The sequence below is a fragment of the Mesorhizobium alhagi CCNWXJ12-2 genome (assembly GCF_000236565.1).
Taxonomy (GTDB): domain Bacteria; phylum Pseudomonadota; class Alphaproteobacteria; order Rhizobiales; family Rhizobiaceae; genus Allomesorhizobium; species Allomesorhizobium alhagi.
Window position 1 is genome coordinate 25,361 of record NZ_AHAM01000168.1, and the last position, 22,448, is coordinate 47,808.

The following is a 22,448-nucleotide window of genomic DNA, read 5'->3' on the forward strand; positions in this document are numbered from 1 at the left end:
TGGTCGACATCAGACCTGACCCACGCGTTTCGGCGGAATCGAATAGGTTCCCGTGGCGTGCGCCACCGTCTGGCCGTCCGGCCCAGCAACGATGTCTATCTCGAACACCATCAGCGCCCTTCCGAGTTTCAGGATGCGGCAATGGCCGTCGATCGGTCCGGCCTCGGCCTTGCGCACGAAGTTGATGTTGAGGTTCGTCGTGACCGATAGTGCATCGGGTCCGGCATGCGAGAGCACGCAGACATAGCCGCCAATATCGGCGAGCGTGAACAGCGAGGGGCCTGAAACCGTGCCGCCTGGGCGCAGGTGCCGCTCGTCGGCGTTCAGCCGGACGGTGCAGCCGCCAGGAAAAACATCTACGGTCTCGTAAAAGGGAAACTTGTCGTTCAGTTGCGGATAGACGGATTTCAGCAGCTCGTTGACCTCGCCGGCCGTCATCATCGGTGTCAGGCCTGCTTGAACCGGCATTTCGCGTCTCCGTCTGCTTAGATGAGAGCGGCTGCGCCGCTTCCGTTCGCGTAAACGGAAGCCAGAAAACACGCGCCGCCCCTGTTCATCAACCCGGTGCGTGATATTTATTCGTCGAGACAGGAAAGCGTGAGGTTGAAATGGCGGAAGTAGTAGCGATCAAGCGCGCTCCGGAAGGGCCGGTTTTCTCTGATTTGGAAAACGGCATCCTGCGCATCACGCTGGCGAACCCGCCGGCCAATGTGCTGTCGATCGCGGCCATGACCTCGCTGCAGGGGGAACTCGATCGCGCGCGAGACGACAAGGCGGTGCGCGTCATCGTGCTTGCCGCGACAGGCAAGCTTTTCTGCGCCGGCCATGATTTGAAGGAGATGAACGCGCGTCGAACCGATGCCGACAAGGGCAAGGCGTTCTTCGAGGAAACCTTTGCCATATGCTCACGGCTGATGCAGTCGATCGTCAGGCATCCGAAGCCGGTTGTCGCCGAAGTGGACGGCATCGCCACGGCGGCAGGCTGCCAGCTCGTCGCGTCCTGCGACCTTGCCATCGCCTCGGATCAGGCGACGTTCGGGGTCAACGGCATCAATGTGGGATTGTTCTGCACGACGCCGGGCGTGGCGCTTGTGCGCGGACTTAAGCCCAAGCATGCAATGGAAATGTTATTGACCGGCGAAATGGTCGATGCGTCGGCGGCAAGGGACTTTGGCCTCGTCAACCGCGTGGTGCCGCGCGAGTACCTGACGCAGATTGTCACGAAGTACGCTCAAACCATTGCAGCGAAATCACCTTTGACCCTGAAGATCGGGAAGGAAGCATTCTACGCGCAGGCCGAGATGGGCCTGACCGAAGCGTACGAATATGCCTCGCGGATGATGGTCGAGAACATGCTCGCCCGCGACGCCGAGGAGGGCATCGACGCCTTCATTGGCAAGCGCGACCCGAAATGGACGGGGGAATAGGATGGAGCCGCGTATCTCGATCATCACGATCGCGGTCGACGATCTCGATCGTGCGGCGAAATTCTATGAGGAGATGGGGCTGAAGCGCCATCGCATCACGGACGGCGTGGCATTTTTCCAGATGGGCGGCGCGATACTGTCGCTGTTTCCGCGCGAAAGCGCCGAGCAGGATTCCGGCATCGGTTTCGCCGATGGGCCGTCGCGCGTCTACCTCGCCTACAACACGCGCTCCGATGCTGAAGTCGACGAGGTTCTGGCTGCGGCTGAAAAGGCTGGTGGCCAGGTGATAAAACCGGCGCAGCGCGCTTTCTGGGGCGGATGGTACGGCTATTTCGCCGACACCGAGGGCAATCTTTGGGAAGTGGCGCACAATCCGGACTTCCCGATCGACGCGGAAGGCAGGATTTCGCTGCCGGAATAAGCGCCCAGACACCGAACAGCGGAAGAATCTCGGAAGCCCCGCGGCCGCATCCTCTCCGCCAGCGCTGACGCTCCCCTCCAGGAACAAACTCGTCCGGCCGCCGTTGTCGCTTGGGAGCATTTTAATGCGTGGCCCGGCAGATTCCGTGCGCCCGCGGCAATGCGATAGCAAGCCTTAGGCGATCTGGAGAGGGAGGGCCGACATTCCGGAAGCGGCGAAACGGAGCGGCCGGCAATATTCGCAGGCGCGACGCTGCGGCCTCGCGCTGCCCCCCCTTGCGCTTTGCGGCTGTTCCGGCATCCAGTCGGCGCTCGATCCAGCGGGCGACGAGGCAGTGGCCGTCGCCCGGCTTTTCTGGGTCATGGCCATCGCCGGCGCACTGATCTGGGCTGCAGTCATAGGCACGCTGATCTACGCCACGCGAGAGCGGCGGCGGGTCCAGAGTGAGCACGCCGCAGGGTTGCTGATCCTTTGGGGCGGCGCGATCATACCCGCACTGCTGCTTGGGCTTCTGCTCGGTTATGCGCTCTGGCTGATGCCCGACATCAGGCCGTGGTCCGCGCCGGGCGAGCCGGCAGGCCTTCGCATCGAGGTCGAAGGCGAGCAGTTCTGGTGGCGGGTCCGCTACCATCCTGCCGACGGCCCGCCCGTCGACGCCGCCAACGAGATCAGGCTGCCGGTCGGCGAACGTGTCGAATTCACCCTGACCTCCAGCGACGTGATCCATTCCTTCTGGATTCCCGTGCTCGGCGGCAAGATGGACATGATCCCCGGCCGCACCAATCGCCTGACGCTCAGGGCAGCCAAGACCGGGACCTATCGCGGCCCCTGCACTGAATTCTGCGGCACGTCGCACGCACTGATGGCGTTTTCTGTTGTGGTGATGGAGCCGGACGCCTTCCGCGATTGGCTCGCCGACGAGGCCAGGCCCTCACCAGGCGCCGGCGCTCCGGGCGGCGAACTGTTCATCGCCAATGGCTGCCCGGCATGCCACACGGTCAGAGGCACGGAAGCCACTGGCGCCGTCGGCCCGGATCTGTCGCATGTCGGTTCGCGCGAGACGCTCGCCGCCGGCATCATGCCTGTCGACGTCGAGGCCATCGCCAGTTTCATAAGTAAACCCGATGCGATCAAGCCCGGCGCGCAGATGCCCGCGTTCGGGATGCTGCCCGAGGCCGACATCGCCGCTATCGCCGCCTATCTGGAGGGGCTCAAATGAAGCCGCCTCCAATTGCCCCGGAGGAAGTCCGCCGAGCCCAGGAAAAGCGGCTGCGCGACGTCTGGGAAACGCCCAGCGGCTGGCGCTACTGGACGTCGGTCAACAACACCCAGGTCGGCGTCTGGTACACCGCAACCGCCTTTGCCTTCATGCTGTTTGCCGGCGTTCTGGCGCTTTTGATGCGGACGCAGCTCGCCGTTCCCGACAACGACTTCCTCTCGGCGGATTTCTTCAACCAAGCGTTTACACTGCACGGCACGGTGATGATGTTCCTGTTCGCCGTGCCGATGTTCGAGGCGGTCGCGATCTACCTCCTGCCGCCGATGCTCGGCGCGCGCGACCTGCCGTTTCCGCGGCTGTCGGCCTTCGGCTTCTGGAGCTTTCTGATCGGCGGCGCCTTCGTCTGCGGTTCGATCTTCTTCGACGCCGCTCCCAATGCGGGCTGGTTCATGTATCCGCCGCTCGCCACCGACAAGCAGTATTCCGGCATCGGCGCCGACATCTGGCTGCTCGGACTGTCCTTCATCGAGGTCGCCTCGATCGCCGCCGCGGTCGAACTGATCGTCGGGACGATGAAGTGCCGCGCGCCCGGCATGCGCGTCAACATGATGCCGCTCTTTGCCTGGTACCTGCTGATCGTCGCCGGCATGATCCTTTTCGCGTTTCCGCCGCTGATCGCCGGCGACCTCTTGTTCGAACTGGAGCGGATGTTCGACTGGCCTTTCTTCGACGCGGCGCGCGGCGGCGACCCGATCCTCTGGCAGCACCTGTTCTGGATATTCGGCCACCCGGAGGTCTACATCATCTTCCTGCCGGCTATCGCGCTGATGGCGATGATCGTGCCGACCTTCGCGCAGCGCCCGATCGTCGGCTATTCCTGGATCGTGCTCGCCGCGGTAGGGACCGGCTTCCTGTCCTTCGGCCTGTGGGTCCACCACATGTTCGCAACCGGCCTGCCGCAGATTTCGCTCGCCTTCTTCTCGGCGGCGTCAGAGGCGGTGGTGATCCCGACCGGCGTGCAGATATTCGTATTCATTGCCACGCTGCTTGCGGGCCGCGTCATCTTCGGCGTGCCGATGCTTTTCGGGGCAGGTGGGCTCGCCATCTTTATCATAGGCGGGCTGACAGGGGTGATGGTGGCGCTCGCGCCTTTCGACTGGCAGGCGCACGACACCTATTTCATCGTCGCGCACCTGCATTACGTGCTGATCGGCGGCATGCTGTTTCCGGTCGTCGCCGGCCTCTATTACTTCTATCCGCTCGTCGACGGAAGAAAGCTGTCGGACCGGCTGGGCAAGATCGCCTTCTGGCTGATGTTCGTTGGCTTCAACGTCGCCTTCTTCCCAATGCACCTCTCCGGTCTGCGTGGCATGCCGCGCCGCGTGTTCACCTATCCCGAAGGTTTGGGCTGGGACTGGCTCAATCTCATCTCCACGATCGGCGCATATGTCTTCGCGGCGGGTTTTCTGGTCGTCGTTTTTGACGTGCTGCGGCCGAAGAGCCGTCAGCCCGCGCTGGAGCGCAATCCGTGGAACGCCGGCACGCTCGAATGGATCAACGAGCCGGACGAGAATTGGGGGGTGCGCTCGATTCCGCTGATCGAAAGCCGCTATCCCGCCTGGGACCAGCAGGACCTGATCCGCCATACCGACGAAGGACGGTTCTATCTGCCGGACGCGGAGGAGGGGCGGCGCGAAACGTTGGTGACCTCCGTGCTCGACGCCGAACCGATCTACTGTATGCGCGTCGGCGGCAATGCCGTCTCGCCGATCGTCGCCGCCTTCGCGCTCGGCGCCGTGTTCATCGCACTGACCTTCGAATGGTGGGTTGCTACGGCCGTGAGCGCATTCGTCACGCTCGGCGCGATCCTTTTCTGGGCCTGGACCGGAACGGCGGAAATCCCCGAAAAGCCTGGAAAGGATATCGGCCTCGGCCTGACCCTGCCGCTTTACAGGTCGGGACCGGAATCGGTCGGCTGGTGGGCGATGTTCATCACCATGGTCGGAGACGGGACGGCGTTCGGCAGCCTCGTTTTCGGCTATTTCTTCTACTGGACGATCCACGAGGATTTCACTGCCGGGACAGCCGGGCCGGGAGTGCTCTGGCCTATGGCTGCGCTGGCGTGCTTCGTGGCGGCGTGGCTGCTGATGCTCGCGGCACGCGGAGTGAATGCGCGCGGCTCCGCCATCGGAATGCGGCTCGCGGTCGGAGCAGCCTTGGTGCTGACTGCTGTCGGGAGCTTAACTGGCCTCTACGGTCCATGGGTACATGGGATGGACCCGACGGCGCATGTCTATCCCGCTATCGTCTGGGTGCTCGTGGCGTGGACGGCGGTGCACGGAGCGGTGGGGATTGTCATGCTGCTCTACTGTCTGGCGCGCAGCTTTGCGGGAAAGCTCACGACGGCCCACGACATCGATATCCACAATGTCGTTCTCTTCTGGCATTTCCTGACAGTGACGGCAGTGACGACCTTCGCCGTCGTAGGCCTGTTCCCGCTGGCGTTGTGAGGCGACGATGCGGATCCTCCCCAAGGAAATCGAAACGCTTTGGACCCTGTTCACCGCGCCTGTCGTGTGGGCGCTGCATTTCCTCGTCTGCTATGTCGGGGCGGCAATCTACTGCGCCAAGCAGGATGCGGTGGATTTCGGCTTCGGCGTGGTCCGGGCAGGCATCGGCGCCGTCACCGTCGCAGCGCTGGCGATGATCGTGCTCTCGGCTGTTCTCGCCTGGCGGCAATGGGGATTCGGAACCTACGATCCGCCGCATGACGATCCGACCCCGCATGACCGCAGACGCTTCCAGGGATTCGCTACGCTGCTGCTCTCGGGCCTGAGCTTCATCGCCGTGGTTTACACCGCCATGGCCGCGCTGATGATTTCCGGGTGCTTCCAATGAAGCGCACGGCGCTCATTGTCGGCCTGCTGATGCTCGCAATCATCTGGGGCGGTCCACTCTTTGCCGCCGGCGAGAATTCCTTCACCGCACATATGTTGGTTCATATGGGCGTCGTCGCCGTCGCCGCGCCGCTTGTCGCGCTTGGCCTGTCCGGAACAGAGTGGGATTTTTCACGGCGCTCGCGGCTTTTCTCGCCTGTGCCCGCCTCGCTCCTCGAACTCGTCGTGGTCTGGGTCTGGCATGCGCCGGCCCTGCGCGCGGTGGCCGAAACTTCGCCGGTCGCCGCTGCTGCCGAACAGGCGAGCTTTCTTGCGGCAGGGCTGATCCTTTGGCTGTCTTGTGTAGGCCACAGCGGCTATGACAGAAACGAAAGAAGTGCGGCCGGCGCGTTCGGGCTCCTGTTCACTTCGGTGCACATGACGCTGCTCGGCGCGCTTTTGGCGCTGACGCCGCGCCCGCTTTACGGGACAGGCGATGTAACCTGCCTTGGCTTGACGCTCAGCGCCGGCCAAGACCAGGCGCTCGGCGGCGTAATCATGCTCATGGTTGGCGCGGCCGTCTATCTTGTCGGGGGGCTGGCCTTGCTTGCGCGGCTTTTGGCAGCGCAGGACGCGCGCGGCCGAACCGATCGGAGGCTCGCGCGATGATCAAGTTCCACTGGAAGCACATCGCCATCGCGCTGGCGATTCTGCCCTTCGTGGCGGTGTTCGTCGCCTGGATAGGCTTCTTCAATATCGGCGCGTCGACGGGACACTGGAAGATCACCGAGTGGTTTCTGCATTTGGCCATGCGTTCGGCAGTACGCACCTACTCGCTCGCCGTCGAGGTTCCCGAACGGTTGCCCATCGAGGGCATCCAACCGGCGGCGGGACATTTCGCACGCGGCTGCGCGATCTGCCACGGCGCGCCGGGCGAACCGCGCTCGCCGTCGGTCCTGCGGATGCTGCCGCGGCCGCCCGACCTGGCGCCGGTGATGGGCACCTGGTCCGACGCCGAGCTGTTCCGCATCGTCAAATACGGGGTGCGCTTCACCGGCATGCCGGCCTGGCCCACCCAGGAGCGCGACGACGAGGTCTGGGCGATGGTCGCATTCCTGCGCGCGTTGCCGCAGATGGACGCCCCGACTTACCGCGAACTGGCGATCGGAGGCGAGGGCGGTGCGGCAATGCCCGCGAACGACTTTGAGACGGCGTTGGCGGATTGCGCGCGGTGTCACGGCCGCGACGGGCGAGGGCGTAGCGAGCACGTGCCGATCATCTCAGGCCAGCGGCAGGAATATCTGCGTGCAAGCCTTGAGGCGTTCGCCGAAAGAAAGCGCCCGAGCGGCGTCATGGAACTTGCGGCCGTCGAAGCCGACCCTCGCCTGTTTTCCGATCTCGCCCGCCATTTCGCTTCGCAACCGCCCGTTTCCGCGCCCGCCGCCGGCTCAAGCGACGCCGCGCGCGGGCGCGAGATCGCCGAACGCGGCATTCCCGAAAGAAAGGTGCCAGCCTGCTTGAGTTGCCATGGCGGCGCGCCCCGCAACCCAGTCTATCCAAAGCTCGACGGCCAGCACGCTAGCTACCTGAAGACACAGCTTCGTCTCTTTGCCGAAGGCAAGCGCGGCGGAACTCCCTACGCCCATCTCATGGAACAGACGGCAAGATCGTTGGAAGCCGATGACATAGAGGATCTTGCCGCCTATTTCTCATCGGCAAAATGAAGGGATATTCGTAGATTGGCATGAGCGAGGCGTTGGCCACGCTGGCGCAAGGCTGCCTGTGGCGTTGACCGCTGCGATGCGCCGCCTGCTGCCGAAACTTTGCCGGCATGCTCGAGATAAACTGCGGTCACAGGCGCGAGCGGAATTCATCCAGGCGCAACCTGCCGATTTCGCGGTCGACGATCGCCGTGATGTCGTGGCGTTTGATGCCGATGTCGCGCAACTCACGATCATCGAGGCGCTGCAGATCCTTGAGAGCCAGGCGTCGGCGCTCACGGACATGAAAAAAGTTCAATATCCAGGTGAACAACGAGGCCCTCGGCCTTGCGGGAGCACGGATTTGATCGAATTCGGCGCAAGAGGTCATGATCTTTGCCTTTCAATGCGAATTTGAAGTTTCGAATGTGAAAGGACTCTACGCGCTTGAAGCTTTGGTCAAAAACGACTAGTTTTCACAGCATCAGATAGTTTTATTTGAAGATGATTCATGCTCCATATCCCTGGCACGCGGGCCTTGCAGGCATTCGAAGCGGCGGGGCGGCACTTGAGTTTCACGCGCGCAGCGAATGAGCTGCATCTGACGCCGGCGGCGATCAGCCATCAAATCAAGGAATTCGAGGATCAGGTTGGCGTCCAGCTGTTCCACCGGACCAGCCGCTCCATGCGGCTGACGGAAGCCGGCGAGGTCCTGCACATGGCGACGATAGAGGCACTCACAGGGCTGACAGGCGCGGTGTCGCGCGCCCGGAAAATGGTGCGCAGTACATCACTGTTGAAGGTCACGGCCGACGCGCAGTTCGCAGCAAAATGGCTGATGCGGCGTGTGGACAGTTTCAAGAAAGCCTATCCCGACATCGAGTTGAGATTCGATATTTCCTATGAAGTGCGGGATCTGGAACTCGAAGATATCGATATCGCCATCCGTTTCGGCACCGGAAAATATCCAAGACTTTGCGCCGACCGGCTGTTTGAGAACGTCATAATTCCCGTCTGCAGCCCCCGCCTGCTGATATCCGGGCCACCGCTAAAAGAGCCACGCGATCTCTTCAGGCATACACTCGCCCATATCGAATGGTCTCGCCGCGGCGTGACCTGGCCGAACTGGAAAATGTGGATGGCCGCGGCCGGCATCGACGATTTCGACGATAGCCGCACAATCGTCTTCGACACGTCCACAGGCGCCCTGCAGGCCGCCATCGACGGCGATGCCGTCGCGCTTGCCGATTTTACCATCGTGGCCAACGATCTTTCGGAAGGCAGGCTGGTGAGGCCGTTCCAATTGGGAATCAAGATGGCTCCGGAGTTCGCTTACTTTCTTGTCTATACCGAAAGCATGGCCAACGATCCCCGCATCGTTGCCTTCCGAACATGGATCATGGACGAAGCTTCAAAAACGCAAGTATAGCCCGCAATGGACGATGCCCTGCGCGGCGGTCCAATCGCCTGTGAGGATCAAACCGGCAGGGCCGGCCCGCGCCGGCCGATCAACGCTCTGATGGTGAGCGGGGCGCCTAGCCAGTGGACACATCACTGCACATTGGATGCTCCGGTGCGGGGGCGAGTCTGGTCGAAACGTATCAACTAAGGCATTGCGAACGAAACGGAAACGATGCTCCATGCCGAGATGAACATCGCAACCCGTGATTCGAATTTCCAGTCACCTTACCTCGCCAAGCTGAACGCCGGGCAACGCGCCGCCGTGGAGCATGGCGGTGGCGGGATCGCTGGCCCTCTGCTGATCATCGCCGGCGCCGGATCGGGCAAGACGAATACATTGGCGCATCGGGTCGCGCATCTCATCGTCAACGGCGCCGATCCCCGGCGCATTCTGCTGATGACCTTTTCGAGACGCGCCGCGGCCGAGATGACCCGCAGGGTGGAGAGGATCGCCTGCGAGGTGCTCGGCGACAAGGCGTCGATCGTCACGGACGGGCTGAACTGGGCTGGCACCTTCCATGCAATCGGCGCACGGCTGCTGCGGGACTACGCGCTCGATATCGGACTCGATCCGGCCTTCACCATCCATGACCGCGAGGATTCGGCCGACCTGATGAATCTGGTCCGGCACGAACTCGGCTTTTCCAAAACGGAGAGCCGCTTTCCGACGAAGGGTACATGTCTTGCGATCTATTCGCGGGCGGTGAATTCGCAGGAGCCGCTCGACGAGGTCTTGCGCCGGAGCTTCCCCTGGTGCCGGAGCTGGAGCGCGGAACTGAAGCAGCTGTTTGCGGGCTACGTCGAGGCCAAGCAGACCGAAAGCGTGCTGGATTACGATGACCTCCTGCTCTACTGGGCCGAGATGGCGAAGGAGGTCGCCATCGCAGAGCATCTCGCATCGCGCTTCGATCACGTCCTGGTCGACGAATACCAGGATACGAACCGGCTTCAGGCGTCGATCCTGCTTGCCTTGAAACCGGATGGCTCGGGCCTGACCGTCGTCGGCGACGATGCCCAGTCGATCTATTCGTTCAGGGCCGCGGAGGTCCGCAACATCCTGGATTTCCCGCAGCAATTTGCCCACCCGGCTGAGGTGGTGACGCTCGACCAGAACTACCGCTCGACCGACGCGATATTGGCTGCCGCGAACGCTGTCATCGGCGAGGCGGCGGAGCGCTTCACCAAGGATTTGTGGACCGAACGCAGGTCAGCGGAGAAGCCAAGGCTTGTGACCGTGCGGGATGAAGCCGATCAGGCAAATTTCGTCTGTGAGACGGTGCTGGCCGAACGGGAAGGGGGGACCGCGCTCAAGGCGCAGGCGGTGCTGTTCCGGGCGTCGCATCACAGCGGCCCGGTCGAAGTCGAGCTTACAAGGCGAAACATTCCGTTTATCAAATTCGGCGGCCTGAAATTCCTGGACTCTGCCCACGTGAAAGACGTGCTCGCCGTGCTTCGTTTCGCCGAAAATCCGCGCGATCGCGTGGCCGGCTTTCGGGTTCTCCAGCTGCTGCCGGGCGTCGGACCGTCGACCGCCGGCAACGTCATCGATACCCTGGGGCAAACTCTGAACGCCGTGATCGGTCTGTCGGCCGCCCGCATCCCGCAAAGAACCGAAGCGGACTGGCCGGCCTTCGTCGACCTCTTCACCAACTTGCGGACAAAATCATCGTGGCCCGCCGATCTCGAGCAGGTCCGCCTATGGTACGAGCCGCATCTCCAGCGGATCCATGAAGACGCAACCGCCCGTCGCGCCGACCTTCTGCAGCTTGAGCAGATCGGTTCGGGCTACCCATCGCGCGAACGCTTCCTGACCGATCTCACACTCGATCCGCCCGATGCGACGAGCGATCATGCCGGCCCGCCGCATCTCGATGAAGACTACCTGATCCTCTCCACCATCCACTCGGCGAAGGGCCAGGAATGGAAGAGCGTGTGCGTCCTGAATGCCGTGGATGGCTGCATCCCGATCGACCTGGCGACTGGCGAGGAGGCCGATATCGAAGAGGAGCGCCGGCTGCTTTACGTGGCGATGACCCGGACGAAAGACAGCCTGCATCTCGTCACGCCGCAGCGCTTCTACACCCACGGTCAGGCGTCGCGTGGCGATCGCCACGTCTATGCATCGCGCACGCGGTTCATACCTGCTTCGACCCTGTCGAACTTCCAGCAGGTGGCCTGGACGGATCGCCGCGAAACAAGACCCGGGGCCGCAAAACCGGAAATCCGGGTCGATCTCGGCGCCAGGATGCGCGGCCACTGGAAATAGAAGGGCCGAGACGGGAGAATTGTGGATTAATGCTTGAGACGTCGCTCTACCCACCGGTGAAACAGTTCCTTGAACGCCTGGGTTACACCGTAAAGGGCGAAATCGGCGGATGCGATCTGTTGGCGCTGAGCGAGGATTCGCCGCCCATCGTGGTGGTGTGCGAACTCAAGCTGCAATTCAATCTTGAACTCATCCTGCAGGGCGTCGACCGAATGGCTGCCGCCGACGAAGTCTGGCTGGCGGCAAGGATGTCGGCCCGCGGAAAAGGCCGCGAGAGCGATGCCAGATTTCGAAACCTATGTCGCCGCCTCGGAATAGGACTGCTCGGCGTCACTGCCACTGACGGTGTCGAAATATTGCTGAGCCCGGCCGCGCCCTTGCCGCGACGCGATCCCAAACGGCGCTCGCGGCTGATCGACGAGCACAAACGCCGTCAGGGCGATCCCGTCGCCGGCGGCGGCTCGCGCAACCCGATCATGACGGCCTATCGGCAGGAGGCCCTGCGGTGCGCGGCAGCGCTGGCCGACGGGCCGAGGCGGCCGCGGGATTTGCGGCCCGATTTGCCGAATGCCTACAAGATCCTGCGCCGGAACGTCTATGGATGGTTCGTCTGTGTCGAGCGCGGCGTTTACGGGCTGGCCCCCGCGGGCCACCAGGCGCTGCTGAGGTGGCCGCAACAGCCCTCGATCTCGCGAGTGGTTGACCGGGGAGGGGCGACCGGCACAACCATGGCGTCACCCGTCGAGGTCTGACGGCTCCCATTTCCAACCTCTATCCGCACGGGTTGGCCTTGCGGCCAACTGGAGGCGACGGGAACGGACTGCCGGAGCACCGGTCGGATGGCGGAGATCATGCCGGACCGGAAATCCGCAAACGGGGCGACATCCTTGCCATCTCAAGGAATAGCAATCACTCGAAAGGGGCGTGGAGCTGCGATGCTGCTCTACTTCGACAGGAGAAGGGACGGCAACGGGTGGTGCCGTTTCCCGATGGCATGGAACGGTTGTTGATTTTTGTCCCGGCTTCGTCGCGCAGATTGCAAAGCGATGTTGAGTGGCACGTTCGAGAGCCTTGGGCCAACTCAGCTGTCGAGCCTGGGCGCGATGGACCGCGCCCAGTTTCCAGTCGACGAGGGGCTGCTCGAACCCGGCTTCGGTCAGCAAACGACCTATCTCTTCCGCCCGTGCGCCGCCCGAGAAATAGACACGGGCAAGAATGCTCAGGTGGCGCCTGGCCATGACGGCGCCCTCATTGTCCACGACCCGCGACTTGCCGGTTGTGAGCTTCTCCCAAAGTTCCCGCAAATTCGTCGCCCAGTTGCGGCTGGCAAAATCGCCGTCGATCACCAGCAGCTTGCCGCCGGGCTTCAGCAGCGAGAACCATTCGGCAAACGCGGTCTTCGGATCGAGCAGCGTCCAGACCAGGTGACGAGTGACGATGACATCGTAGCTCGCTCTGTCCTCAAGCGTCCGCTCGGCATCCCCTATGATGAAGCGTATACCAGCGCCGCGTTTTTGTGCCTTGGCGCGCGCCTTGGCGAGCATGGCTTCCGACCAGTCGAGGCCCGTCACCACAAATCCCAGATCGTGCATCAGATGCGAAATAACGCCTGTCCCACAGGCGAGATCCAGAGACGCCCGCCCGGCGCCGGGTCCAAGGTGCCTGCTTATGAGCGCATGCCAGGCGGCGCGCTCCTGCTCGGAAAAAATCTCGTGGCCGACTTGCAGGTCGAACGTCTCTGCGCGGTCGGACCAATAATCCCGGATTTCGTCGCGCAACGAATAGTTTGCGTGAGCCGTCATCGCCCGAAACGCTCTCCCCAAAAGCGGTAAATTGGAATTGCTCTAAAAGATAATTCTTGATTACGCAATTCATGTTTTCTAAGCCGGGCCTGCAAACTGAATTTGCGAGAGCACAAATGATTTTGAAGTCGATATTTGCAGCCGCAGTCGCCCTCGCGGCGTTCATGCCACTAACCTACGGCGCGCACGCCGAGACCGTCACCGACATCGCCGGCCGCACGGTCGAGGTGAAGACGCCGGTCGAGAACGTCATCCTCGGCGAAGGCCGGCAGATCTACCTGATCGCCGCGCTCGATACCGACAACCCATTCAAAAGGATTGTCGGCTGGCGCCAGGATTTCTCCCAAGCCGACCCCGACAATTACGCCGTTTACCTCGAAAAATTCCCCAAAATGGCGGAAATCCCGACCTTCGGCGGTTTCAAGGACGGCACACTCGATGTCGAGCAGGCCATCGCGCTTCAGCCGGACGTGATGATCATGAACATCGAGTCCAAGCAGGCGACCGAAGACGCGCAATACATCGAAAAGCTCGCCGCCGTCGGCATTCCTGTCGTCTATGTCGACTTCCGCGAGCATCCCTTCACCAACACCGAGCCGAGCATGCGCCTCATCGGCAAGCTCTTTGGCCAGGAAGAGCGGGCCGAGGCGTTCATCGCCTACCGCGCGGCCCAGATCGCACGGGTCACCGAGGTGATCGCAAAGAATGATCCAAAGCGCCCGACCGTCTTCATCGAGCGCGCCGGGGGCTATTCCGACGATTGCTGCATGAGCTTCGGCAACGACAATTTCGGCAAGTTCGTCGAGATGGCCGGCGGCCGGAATATCGCGGCGGAGCTGATCCCGGGCACCTTTGGCGCGCTTAATCCCGAACAGATCATCGCAAGCAATCCCGACCAGGTGATTGTGACGGGCGGTAATTGGGACGCCTATGTGCCGGGCGGCAAATGGGTCGGCGTCGGCCCCGGCGCGGACAAAGCGGAAGCATTGAAGAAACTCAAGGGCCTGACGGAACGGCCCGCCCTCACGGGCGTCAAGGCGGTGGAGAACGCACAGATACACGCCATCTGGCACCAGGTCTACAACAGCCCGTATCAGTTCGTCGCCATTCAGCAGATGGCCAAATGGCTGCACCCCGACCTGTTCGCCGATCTGGACGCCGAGGCGACCTTCAAGGAACTGCACGAGAAGTTCCTGCCGGTAGACTATAGGCCCGGCCATTGGGTCTCGCTCTCCGATGAACAGTGAACCTGCGGCACTGTCAGCTAAAGAAGGGCGGGGCCTCTACCGCGCCCTCGTCCTGCGCAAGCAACTCATTCTCGCGGGGCTCGCACTGGCGCTGCTCCTGAGCCTTTGTATAGACCTCGCGATCGGACCCGCGAGCTACAGCCTTGACCAGGTGGTGCTGGCGCTCCTTTCTCCCGACAGCGTGCCGCTTCAGGTACGCGTGGTGCTGTGGGAAATCCGGCTTCCCATCGCGCTGATGGCAGTGGTCGTGGGCGCAGCGCTCTCGGTCGCCGGGGCCCAGATGCAGACCATCCTCAACAATCCGCTCGCAAGCCCGTTCACGCTCGGCATTTCGGCGGCTGCCAGCTTCGGCGCCGCGCTGGCGCTCGCCTTCGGCGTCGCGCTCGTCCCCGCGGCAATCGAGTATGTCGTGCCGCTCAACGCCTTCGTGGTTGCGATGCTGACCGCGCTCGTCATCCACCTGCTGAGCCTGAAGCGCGGCGTGACGGTCGAAACCATCGTGCTTCTCGGCATCGCGCTCGTATTCACCTTCAATGCGCTGCTGTCGCTCGTCCAGTATCTCTCCTCAGAGCAGGCGCTCGCCGCTGTCGTGTTCTGGACGATGGGAAGCCTCACCAAGGCCACCTGGCCCAAGCTCATCATCACCAGTCTCATCCTTCTCGCAACGCTTCCGATATTCGCACGCCGCGCCTGGGCGCTGACGGCTCTGCGCTTGGGTGAAGACAAGGCCGCAAGCTTCGGGGTCAAGGTCTCGCGCCTGAGGCTCGAAACCATGATGATGGTGAGCCTGCTCGCCGCCATTCCCGTCGCATTCGTCGGCACGATCGGCTTCATCGGCCTGGTCGGCCCGCACATTGCCCGCATGCTGATCGGCGAGGATCAGCGCTTCTTTCTGCCTGCCTCGGCTCTCTCGGGGGCGCTTATTCTTTCGGCGAGTTCGGTCGTCAGCAAGTCGCTCATTCCAGGCACGATCTTCCCGATCGGCATCGTCACCTCGCTTGTCGGCATTCCCTTCTTCATCTCGCTGATCCTCTCGAATGTGAGACGCTCATGGTAACGATCAGGCTCGATGGTCTCGGAGCTTTTCACGGGGCGCGGCTCGTGCTTTCGGGCATTTCAACTCCCACCTTCCGAGGTGGCGAGGTGGTCGCCGTCATCGGGCCCAACGCAGCGGGCAAGTCGCCGCTCTTCAAGCGCATCCAGGGCCTTTTGAAGGGCCCCGGGAGCGTCTGTCTCGAGGGAGCGGCGAAGGGACCGGACGGCATCTGCTACATGCCGCAGGATACGGCAGCCAACGCGGTGCTGACCGTCTATGAATCGATCCTGCTCGCCCGCAAGCAGGGCTCGGCCTGGGCGGTCGGCGACGGCGACCTCGCTCTCATAGACGGCATCCTGGCCGCACTCAGCATCTCGGATATCGCCTTTCGCAATGTCGGAGAACTGAGCGGGGGGCAAAGGCAGGTGGTAAGCATCGCCCAGACCCTTGCCCGCGAACCTGAAATCCTGCTGATGGACGAGCCGACGTCCGCGCTCGACTTGCACCGGCAGGTCGAGGTGCTGAGCTTCATGCGCGGGCTTGCGCGCACGCACGGCATTGCCGTGCTGATCGCACTTCACGACCTCAATCAGGCCCTGCGCTTCGCCGACAAATGCATTGTCATCGCCGAGGGCCGGATGTTCGCCTGCGGTACGCCGGAAGATGTTGTCACGCCGGCGCTCTTGCGCGATGTGTATCGCGTCGAGGCGCGGGTCGAGCGATGCTCGCGGGGCATCGGTCACGTAATGGTGGATGGCGTCGCGGATGGAACGGCAGCGACTGCGTCGATAGCAGCTTAGCCGTCATCGGACATTCCGGCCGCCAATTGGCGTCTCGGAAGCGGGCGTTCAGCCAGAGACGAACACCCCATCTTAGGCCAGCAAGAGATCGCAACAGCGCTCGTCGAGAGACTAAGGCATTACCATGCGCGCCTCCCAGCGCCCGTCCATGACAGAGCGGCGCACGAGGTCGAGGATCAGGCTGCGGACGGCTTCCAGCGCATAGGTCGCCGGGCGGTCGGCCATCTCGCAGACATAGAGCGTGCGCGACAATTCCGGCTCGACGATCGGGCGATAATGCAGCAGGCCGCTCTCAATGTGCTCGTACATGAACAGCTTGGTGCCGATGGCGCAGCCCAGGCCGGCGGCGAGCGAGGCGCCGATGGCGTGGACCGAGTTCATCTGCAGCTTGGCGCGGCCTTCGAGTTTCCTGAGAAGGTTGGTGTCGTCCATCAGAGCACGTGCCGAGATGCCCTGCCTGAGCAGGATCATCGGCAGGTCGAGGATATCGGCGAACCGGACCGGCGTATCTCTATCGCCGATGATGGCGCGAGTGCCAACCAGCACCATCTGCTCCTCCAGCACGGCCTGGGTCTTCAGGCGCGGGTCGGCAGGCGGATTGTAGACCAGTGCGATGTCGACCTCCGATGCCATCAGATGCATCAGCGTCGAACCGGACAGACTCTCCGACAGGGAAAGCCGGACCTTGGGATAGTCGGACACGATGCGCCGCGCGAGATCCACACCGATCGCCTTGACCGCCGAATAGGCCATGCCCACCGAGACCTCACCCGCAATCTCGGTGCCGGCCTCGCGGATGTCCTTCTCCGCAGCGGACATGGCCTTGAGGATCGATTTGGCGTGGACATAAAGCCGTTCGCCGGCCGCGGTCGGTTGCAGGCCGCGCGGCTTGCGCACGAAAAGCGGCGCGCCGAACTCCGCCTCGAGATTGGCGAGGTGATGGCTGAGCGCGGACACGGCGACGCGGCAGGTCCCGGCCGCATTGGACAGCGTCCCCTGCTCGTATATGGCGGCAAAGTAGCGAAGCTGACGCGAGTCCATCGGTGGTTTCTGAATTTTCGAAAGGTGGCTTAGAAACATTATGATTTTCCGACGGCGTCCGCAACGCTAGCGTACGGCGTTCGAGGAGAATGAAATGGACCAGAGCTTCCGGCCCCTTGAGGGGATCAGGGTAGTCGAGATGAGCCACATGATCATGGGCCCGTCCTGTGGCATGTTCCTCGGCATGCTCGGCGCGGAGGTGATCAAGGTCGAGCCGCCGGAGGGCGACAAGACGCGAAACCTGACCGGCATGGGCCGTCCGTTTTTCCCGCTGTTCAATCGCGGCAAGAAGTCTGTGCAACTCGACCTCAAATCGGAGGAGGGGCGCCGCGCGCTCGACGCGCTGCTCGCCACTGCCGACGTCTTTGTCGAAAACTTCCGGGACGCTTCACTGTCGAAGATGGGCGCCGATCTCGACGAACTCCGTACGCGCCATCCGCGCCTGATCATCGCCTCGCACAAGGGTTTTCTCAGCGGTCCGTACCAGGATCGCACGGCGCTCGACGAAGTAGTCCAGATGATGACGGGCCTCGCCTACATGACCGGGCCGACCGGACGGCCGCTGCGGGTCGGCTCCTCGGCCAACGACATCATGGGCGGGCTGTTCGGTGCATTCTCCGTGCTGGCGGTGCTGATGGAGCGCAAGGAGACCGGCAAGGGCCGCAGCCTGCGCGTCGGCCTGTTCGAGAACTGCCTGCTTCTGGTCGCTCAGCACATGGTGCAGTTCGAACTCGAGGGCACCAACCCGCCGCCGATGCCCGAGAGGACCTTCTCCTGGCCGGTCTATGACATCTTCGATACGGCTGACGGCCGCCAGATGTTCGTCGGCGCCGTCACCGAGGGGCAATGGACGGCGCTGTGCCAGTTGCTGGGGCTCGACGAATTGCTCGCCGATCCCGGGCTGCAGGCGCGCATGGATCAGATAGACGCGCGCGCCCGGACGATCCCTATAGTGGCAAGGGCCATCGCATCGCGTCAGTCGGAACAGCTTGCTGAGGCCTTCGAAAAGCTCGGCATTCCATATTCGCCGATCGCCAAGCCGTCGGACATGTATTCGGACCCGCACGTGATGCGGCCGGGAGGACTGGCGACATCGAGACTGCCGGACGGCCAGAGCTTCCGAGCGCCTTCGCTGCCATTCGACGTCGATGGGATCATGCTGACGGGCGGCGGCGACGTGCCGGCGCTGGGACAGGATACGGGCGCGGTGTTGGGATCGCTCGGTCTCGACGCTGAGGCGATCGGCAAGGCGCAGGGCGCAGCGAGAAAAGCGGCATGAGCCAGGTTGCCGTAGCCTATCCTGCCGATCGAGTGAGCCTGCGCGAGGTTGGCCTGCGTGATGGGCTGCAATTGGTGAAGAACTGGCCGTCGACAGACGAGAAGCGCGAATGGCTGGCGCGCGAGCATGCCGCCGGCGTGCGCCATTTCGAGGTGGGCTCGTTCCTGCCGGCGAGCCGCATGCCGCAATTCGCGGACGTTCGCGAATTGGTCGACGCCGTCTCGCGGCTCGAAGGCGCGCGCTCGGCGGCCCTGGCGCTCAACGAGCGTGGCGTGGCCGATGCATTCGAGACGGAAGTGGACGAAATCGTCTGCGTGATCTCGGCGACCGAAGAGCACAGCCAGGCCAATATGCGCCGCTCGCGCGCCGAGGCTATCGACCTGGTGCGCATGGCGGCGCGGATGCGCGATGAGCGCGGCCACAAGGCGATCGTGAACGCCGGCATCGCCATGGCGTTCGGCTGCTCCATCGCCGGCGAGGTCGATCAGGCCGAAGTGTTGCGGCTGGCCGGGGCCTGCATTGAGGCCGGGGCCGACATCGTCGGTATCGCCGACACGGTCGGCTTCGCGGGGCCCCGCCAGGTGGCGGAGCTCTCGGCAGCCATGGCGCGGCTTTCCGGCGGTGCCTTCATCGTCCATCTTCACGACACGCGCGGCATGGGGATCGCCAATGCATCCGCTGCGCTCGACGCCGGCTGCCGCGTGCTCGACGGGTCGCTCGGGGGGCTCGGCGGCTGCCCGTTCGCGCCGGGCGCGACAGGCAATGTTGTCTTCGAGGATTTGGTCTTCCTCTGCGAGACCAAGGGATTCGCGACCGGCATCGATCTCGACGCGCTGGCCGCCGCCCGGTCCGTGCCGAAACACGCCATGCCGGAGGAGAAGTTCTATGGCGCCATCGCGCGCGCGGGCCTGCCCCGCGCGCTCGACTGGCGCGCCTGACCGGGAGTGAGGCCCGGAGCGTCATCCAAGAAACCAAGGGAGGAAATACCATGAACCGCTACACAGCAATGCTCGCAGCCACGCTGCTGCTCTCGACCTCGGCCGTCACCGTATCGCAGGCGGCAACGCCCATGCGCTGCAGCCATCAATTGCCGCCCGCGCATCATATCGCCATCGTCGTCGACAAATGGGCTGCGGAGGTCGAGAAGCTCTCCGAAGGCGAACTCGACGTCCAGGTGTTCGGGGCCGACAGCCTGGTCAAGGCCAACGACAACATTCTTTCCGTCGCCAAGGGTGACATCGAGTGCGCGTTCTCGCTCAATTTCCAATGGGGCAAGACGCTGCCGATCATGAACGTCACGGTCGGCCCCTACACAATGTCCTCTATCGAGGCATGGAAGAAATGGCCGACATCCGAAGCTGCCGCCTTCCTGGAGGAGAAGCTCGCTGAAAAGGGCGTCAAGAACATCGCCTGGATGTTCCAGACCAATACGAGCGTGTTTACCTCCAAGGGTAAGGCCCTGGTTACGCCGGACGACTTCAAGGGAATCAAGATGCGCGGCATCGGGCCTGCTTTCGATCGCGGCCTGACGGCAATGGGCGCGACCACCGCCGCTATGCCTGGCAGCGAAGTCTACCAGGCGCTGGCGACCGGCGTCATCGACGCAGCCATAACCGACGTCGCCGCCGCCTATTCGCGCAAATATTTCGAGGTGCAGGATCACATGACGGTGGTGCCTGTGCTGGCCGCCTATCTGCACGGCTATGTCAATCCGGCCTGGCATGAAGGCTTGAGCGACAAGTCCAAGGCGGCGCTGAAGCAGGCCGGTGAAGCCGCCTCGCAATGGGCACTCGAAGCCTCCATCCAGGCCGCGGCGGACGCGCCGAAGCAGTTGGAGGAAAAGGGCGTCAAGGTCCACATCGCCACCGACGCCGAGAACGAGGCATTCAAGGCGGCGATGCAGCCGGCCTTTGCCGAAGGTTTCGCGGAGGAAACAGGCGAGGACGGCAAAGTGCTGCTCGGACTGATCGAGAAGATCCAGTAGTCGCCGTGTCGGGAGACATGTCTACCGACGGGGAGGCGCCGCGCGCCTCCTCGTTTCCCGAACGCGCCGCTGCGGCGATTTCGCGCCTCGGCGGAGCATTGAGTGCACTGCTGATCCTGGTGGTTCTGGCGATCACCGCCGTCGGCGTCTTCAACCGCTACTTTCTCGGCAGGCCGCTCATGGGCGTCGACGAGGCGACCGGCTTCCTGGTGGTCGCCATCGTCATGTTCGGAGCGGCCGAGGCCTTGAGACGCGGCGACCATATCCGGATCGACGTGCTGTTCGCCCATGTCAGGCCCAAGGCGCGCTGGTGGCTCGAATTGTGGTCGCTCGCCAGCGTGATCGTCTTCGCCGCGCTGCTGCTCGTCACCTCCTGGCATACCGTCATGTTCTCGCGCCAGTTCGGCGCCTATTCGACCGGCTATCTCAGCCTGCCTATGTGGATCCCGCAATCGACCATGGTCGCCGGCGCCGTGTTGCTCGGGCTCGCCGCATTGGCCGCGATGCTCAGGCTGTTCGGCGGGACGCGGCCATGACGACCTTTCTGATCCTCGGCTTTCTCGTCCTCCTGCTCCTGACGGGCATGCCGATCTTCGCGGCGCTGGGCCTGTCCTCCGCTGCTGTCCTGATGATCTACGAGGGCAGGATTGATTCGATCGCCGACACGATCTTCGCCAGCCTCAACAACCCGCTGCTGGCCACGATCCCGATGTTTGCCTTCATGGCGCATGTCATGATCAAGGCGAAGGTGGTCGACGATCTCTACGACATGGCCAACAGGCTGGTTGGACACATCAAGGGCGGGCTGGGCTTCGCAACCATCTTGTCGTGCACGATCTTCTCCACGATTTCGGGCTCGTCGGTCGCGACCGCCCTGACGATCGGCTCGACCGCGATCCCTCAGATGCAGCGCTTCGGCTATCGCCCGCGCGACACTTACGGCATCATCGCCGCCGGCGGCACGCTCGGCATCCTGATCCCACCGTCGGGGCCGATGATCCTCTATGCGATCGTCACCGACGCCTCGATCGGCGCGCTGTTCCTGGCGGGCATGATCCCCGGACTGATCATGGCCGCCGTCTTCGCCGTATTCTCGTGGTTCCAGGCAAACGCACATGGCGAGACGAAGACGCAGGCCTGGCCCGGAACGAGGGTGGTGCTTGCCGCCTTCGTAAAGTCGATCTGGGCCGTGATGATGCCGCCCATAATCCTCGGAGGCATTTATCTCGGCATCTTCACCGCGGCCGAAGCGGCGGCTGTCGGCGCGGTCTATGCGCTTCTCGTCGCGCTTCTGGTCTATCGCAACGTATCAATGGCGGATCTCTGGGACTGCACCTGGCAGACCATGCGCACCAGCGCCATGCTGTTCATGATCATCGCAGGCGCGGGACTGTTCGGCCATGCGGTGACAATCATCCGCCTGCCGGCCGAGATCATGGAGGGCGTGACTGCGCTCGGCCTGTCGCAGACCGGCTTCATCCTGGTGGTCATGCTGGCGATCTTCGTGCTCGGCATGTTCCTCGAGACGATCGCCATAATCCTGATCACCACGCCGATCGTTCTGCCGGCCATGGTGGCGCTGGACGTCAATCTGATCTGGTACGGCGTCATGCTGATGATCAATCTGGAATTGGCGCTGATCACGCCGCCGGTCGGGATTAACCTGTTCGTTATCAAGGGCATCACCAACGCGCCGCTGTCGCAAGTCATCCTCGGCTCCTCGCCTTACGTGGCGCTGCTGATCGGCGGGCTCGTGCTGATCTGGGCCTTCCCGCAACTGTCGCTTTGGCTGCCGACAAGCGCAGGATTCGGGCGATAGCCTCAGTAATGGGCAGCCCGTATCCGGCACGTCAGGGTCGCAGGCGGGGTGTGCAATATTGGGCAGTTTT

General features: G+C 63.1%; 21 protein-coding genes and 1 pseudogene. 19 read left to right on the forward strand and 3 right to left on the reverse strand.

From position 1 onward, the window contains the following. Positions 1 to 9: 9 nt before the first annotated feature. A complete protein-coding gene (locus MAXJ12_RS19200) occupies positions 10 to 468 on the reverse strand; it encodes a PaaI family thioesterase (protein WP_008837626.1) in 459 nt (152 codons plus the stop codon). A 140-nt stretch (positions 469 to 608) separates the two neighbouring features. On the opposite strand from MAXJ12_RS19200, the gene MAXJ12_RS19205 reads away from it, so the two are divergent. The 11 genes from MAXJ12_RS19205 (at position 609) to MAXJ12_RS19255 (ending at position 12,122) form a co-directional block, all read left to right on the forward strand. After that, a complete protein-coding gene (locus tag MAXJ12_RS19205; protein ID WP_008837627.1) occupies positions 609 to 1,427 on the forward strand; it encodes an enoyl-CoA hydratase in 819 nt (272 codons plus the stop codon). 1 nt (position 1,428) lies between these two features. After that, complete coding sequence (locus tag MAXJ12_RS19210) at positions 1,429 to 1,848, forward strand: VOC family protein (protein ID WP_008837628.1); 420 nt, start codon at positions 1,429 to 1,431, stop codon at positions 1,846 to 1,848. Between the two features lie 334 nt (positions 1,849 to 2,182). Further along, complete coding sequence (gene coxB, locus MAXJ12_RS19215) at positions 2,183 to 3,067, forward strand: cytochrome c oxidase subunit II (RefSeq protein ID WP_008837629.1); 885 nt, start codon at positions 2,183 to 2,185, stop codon at positions 3,065 to 3,067. Further along, positions 3,064 to 5,577 carry a cytochrome c oxidase subunit I gene (gene ctaD, locus MAXJ12_RS19220; protein WP_008837630.1) on the forward strand — a complete coding sequence of 838 codons (2,514 nt, stop codon included), beginning with the start codon at positions 3,064 to 3,066 and terminating at the stop codon, positions 5,575 to 5,577. The genes coxB and ctaD overlap by 4 nt, the downstream gene beginning before the upstream one ends. Before the next feature lie 7 nt (positions 5,578 to 5,584). After that, a complete protein-coding gene (locus MAXJ12_RS19225) occupies positions 5,585 to 5,965 on the forward strand; it encodes a hypothetical protein (protein WP_008837631.1) in 381 nt (126 codons plus the stop codon). Further along, the gene (locus MAXJ12_RS19230) at positions 5,962 to 6,612 is read left to right on the forward strand and encodes a cytochrome c oxidase assembly protein (protein WP_008837632.1); all 651 of its coding nucleotides are present in this window, start codon (positions 5,962 to 5,964) and stop codon (positions 6,610 to 6,612) included. Before MAXJ12_RS19225 ends, MAXJ12_RS19230 begins: the two co-directional genes overlap by 4 nt. Beyond that, positions 6,609 to 7,667, forward strand: a complete 1,059-nt coding sequence (locus MAXJ12_RS19235) for a c-type cytochrome (RefSeq protein WP_008837633.1) — start codon at positions 6,609 to 6,611, stop codon at positions 7,665 to 7,667. The genes MAXJ12_RS19230 and MAXJ12_RS19235 overlap by 4 nt, the downstream gene beginning before the upstream one ends. Before the next feature lie 64 nt (positions 7,668 to 7,731). After that, positions 7,732 to 8,061, forward strand: a complete 330-nt coding sequence (locus tag MAXJ12_RS40345; protein WP_420891351.1) for a hypothetical protein — start codon at positions 7,732 to 7,734, stop codon at positions 8,059 to 8,061. A 93-nt stretch (positions 8,062 to 8,154) separates the two neighbouring features. Continuing rightward, the gene (gene gcvA, locus MAXJ12_RS19245) at positions 8,155 to 9,072 is read left to right on the forward strand and encodes a transcriptional regulator GcvA (RefSeq protein ID WP_008837635.1); all 918 of its coding nucleotides are present in this window, start codon (positions 8,155 to 8,157) and stop codon (positions 9,070 to 9,072) included. Positions 9,073 to 9,291: 219 nt separating this feature from the next. Further along, complete coding sequence (locus MAXJ12_RS19250; protein WP_040586937.1) at positions 9,292 to 11,370, forward strand: ATP-dependent helicase; 2,079 nt, start codon at positions 9,292 to 9,294, stop codon at positions 11,368 to 11,370. 29 nt (positions 11,371 to 11,399) lie between these two features. Then, a complete protein-coding gene (locus MAXJ12_RS19255; protein WP_008837637.1) occupies positions 11,400 to 12,122 on the forward strand; it encodes a DUF2161 domain-containing phosphodiesterase in 723 nt (240 codons plus the stop codon). 264 nt (positions 12,123 to 12,386) lie between these two features. On the opposite strand, the pseudogene MAXJ12_RS19260 reads toward MAXJ12_RS19255, so the two are convergent. Then, positions 12,387 to 13,172, reverse strand: a pseudogene (locus MAXJ12_RS19260) (class I SAM-dependent methyltransferase); the annotation flags it as partial. A gap of 116 nt (positions 13,173 to 13,288) precedes the next feature. On the opposite strand from MAXJ12_RS19260, the gene MAXJ12_RS19265 reads away from it, so the two are divergent. The 3 genes from MAXJ12_RS19265 to MAXJ12_RS19275 are packed head-to-tail and all read left to right on the forward strand — an operon-like array spanning position 13,289 to position 16,255. Then, the gene (locus tag MAXJ12_RS19265; protein ID WP_008837639.1) at positions 13,289 to 14,419 is read left to right on the forward strand and encodes an ABC transporter substrate-binding protein; all 1,131 of its coding nucleotides are present in this window, start codon (positions 13,289 to 13,291) and stop codon (positions 14,417 to 14,419) included. Further along, positions 14,409 to 15,476: a FecCD family ABC transporter permease gene (locus tag MAXJ12_RS19270; RefSeq protein WP_008837640.1), complete on the forward strand. Its 1,068-nt coding sequence runs from the start codon at positions 14,409 to 14,411 to the stop codon at positions 15,474 to 15,476. Before MAXJ12_RS19265 ends, MAXJ12_RS19270 begins: the two co-directional genes overlap by 11 nt. Beyond that, on the forward strand, positions 15,470 to 16,255 hold the full coding sequence (locus MAXJ12_RS19275; RefSeq protein ID WP_008837641.1) for an ABC transporter ATP-binding protein: 786 nt from the start codon (positions 15,470 to 15,472) through the stop codon (positions 16,253 to 16,255). Before MAXJ12_RS19270 ends, MAXJ12_RS19275 begins: the two co-directional genes overlap by 7 nt. Positions 16,256 to 16,366: 111 nt before the next feature. Here the strand turns inward: MAXJ12_RS19275 and MAXJ12_RS19280 are convergent, their stop codons facing one another. Then, a complete protein-coding gene (locus tag MAXJ12_RS19280; protein WP_040586948.1) occupies positions 16,367 to 17,296 on the reverse strand; it encodes a LysR family transcriptional regulator in 930 nt (309 codons plus the stop codon). Positions 17,297 to 17,390: 94 nt separating this feature from the next. On the opposite strand from MAXJ12_RS19280, the gene MAXJ12_RS19285 reads away from it, so the two are divergent. From MAXJ12_RS19285 to MAXJ12_RS19305, 5 genes are read left to right on the forward strand one after another with little or no spacing between them, the layout of a single operon-like run. Continuing rightward, complete coding sequence (locus MAXJ12_RS19285; RefSeq protein WP_008837643.1) at positions 17,391 to 18,575, forward strand: CaiB/BaiF CoA transferase family protein; 1,185 nt, start codon at positions 17,391 to 17,393, stop codon at positions 18,573 to 18,575. Then, entirely contained in the window at positions 18,572 to 19,513 is a 942-nt protein-coding gene (locus MAXJ12_RS19290; RefSeq protein ID WP_008837644.1) for a beta/alpha barrel domain-containing protein, read from the forward strand. The genes MAXJ12_RS19285 and MAXJ12_RS19290 overlap by 4 nt, the downstream gene beginning before the upstream one ends. 50 nt (positions 19,514 to 19,563) lie before the next feature. After that, positions 19,564 to 20,559: a TRAP transporter substrate-binding protein gene (locus MAXJ12_RS19295; protein WP_008837645.1), complete on the forward strand. Its 996-nt coding sequence runs from the start codon at positions 19,564 to 19,566 to the stop codon at positions 20,557 to 20,559. 17 nt (positions 20,560 to 20,576) lie between these two features. Beyond that, positions 20,577 to 21,095 carry a TRAP transporter small permease subunit gene (locus MAXJ12_RS19300; RefSeq protein WP_008837646.1) on the forward strand — a complete coding sequence of 173 codons (519 nt, stop codon included), beginning with the start codon at positions 20,577 to 20,579 and terminating at the stop codon, positions 21,093 to 21,095. Then, a complete protein-coding gene (locus MAXJ12_RS19305; RefSeq protein WP_008837647.1) occupies positions 21,092 to 22,378 on the forward strand; it encodes a TRAP transporter large permease in 1,287 nt (428 codons plus the stop codon). The genes MAXJ12_RS19300 and MAXJ12_RS19305 overlap by 4 nt, the downstream gene beginning before the upstream one ends. The last annotated feature ends 70 nt before the right edge of the window (positions 22,379 to 22,448 follow it).

Excerpts from the sequence above, each read along its gene's own strand:
- MAXJ12_RS19200 (WP_008837626.1), bottom strand. The coding sequence starts at position 468 with ATGCCGGTTCAAGCAGGCCTGACACCGATGATGACGGCCGGCGAGGTC.
- MAXJ12_RS19205 (WP_008837627.1), top strand. The coding sequence starts at position 609 with ATGGCGGAAGTAGTAGCGATCAAGCGCGCTCCGGAAGGGCCGGTTTTC.
- MAXJ12_RS19210 (WP_008837628.1), top strand. The coding sequence starts at position 1,429 with ATGGAGCCGCGTATCTCGATCATCACGATCGCGGTCGACGATCTCGAT.
- ctaD (WP_008837630.1), top strand. The coding sequence starts at position 3,064 with ATGAAGCCGCCTCCAATTGCCCCGGAGGAAGTCCGCCGAGCCCAGGAA.
- MAXJ12_RS19225 (WP_008837631.1), top strand. The coding sequence starts at position 5,585 with ATGCGGATCCTCCCCAAGGAAATCGAAACGCTTTGGACCCTGTTCACC.
- MAXJ12_RS19230 (WP_008837632.1), top strand. The coding sequence starts at position 5,962 with ATGAAGCGCACGGCGCTCATTGTCGGCCTGCTGATGCTCGCAATCATC.
- MAXJ12_RS19235 (WP_008837633.1), top strand. The coding sequence starts at position 6,609 with ATGATCAAGTTCCACTGGAAGCACATCGCCATCGCGCTGGCGATTCTG.
- gcvA (WP_008837635.1), top strand. The coding sequence starts at position 8,155 with ATGCTCCATATCCCTGGCACGCGGGCCTTGCAGGCATTCGAAGCGGCG.
- MAXJ12_RS19250 (WP_040586937.1), top strand. The coding sequence starts at position 9,292 with ATGAACATCGCAACCCGTGATTCGAATTTCCAGTCACCTTACCTCGCC.
- MAXJ12_RS19255 (WP_008837637.1), top strand. The coding sequence starts at position 11,400 with ATGCTTGAGACGTCGCTCTACCCACCGGTGAAACAGTTCCTTGAACGC.
- MAXJ12_RS19265 (WP_008837639.1), top strand. The coding sequence starts at position 13,289 with ATGATTTTGAAGTCGATATTTGCAGCCGCAGTCGCCCTCGCGGCGTTC.
- MAXJ12_RS19270 (WP_008837640.1), top strand. The coding sequence starts at position 14,409 with ATGAACAGTGAACCTGCGGCACTGTCAGCTAAAGAAGGGCGGGGCCTC.
- MAXJ12_RS19275 (WP_008837641.1), top strand. The coding sequence starts at position 15,470 with ATGGTAACGATCAGGCTCGATGGTCTCGGAGCTTTTCACGGGGCGCGG.
- MAXJ12_RS19280 (WP_040586948.1), bottom strand. The coding sequence starts at position 17,296 with ATGGACTCGCGTCAGCTTCGCTACTTTGCCGCCATATACGAGCAGGGG.
- MAXJ12_RS19285 (WP_008837643.1), top strand. The coding sequence starts at position 17,391 with ATGGACCAGAGCTTCCGGCCCCTTGAGGGGATCAGGGTAGTCGAGATG.
- MAXJ12_RS19290 (WP_008837644.1), top strand. The coding sequence starts at position 18,572 with ATGAGCCAGGTTGCCGTAGCCTATCCTGCCGATCGAGTGAGCCTGCGC.
- MAXJ12_RS19295 (WP_008837645.1), top strand. The coding sequence starts at position 19,564 with ATGAACCGCTACACAGCAATGCTCGCAGCCACGCTGCTGCTCTCGACC.
- MAXJ12_RS19300 (WP_008837646.1), top strand. The coding sequence starts at position 20,577 with ATGTCTACCGACGGGGAGGCGCCGCGCGCCTCCTCGTTTCCCGAACGC.
- MAXJ12_RS19305 (WP_008837647.1), top strand. The coding sequence starts at position 21,092 with ATGACGACCTTTCTGATCCTCGGCTTTCTCGTCCTCCTGCTCCTGACG.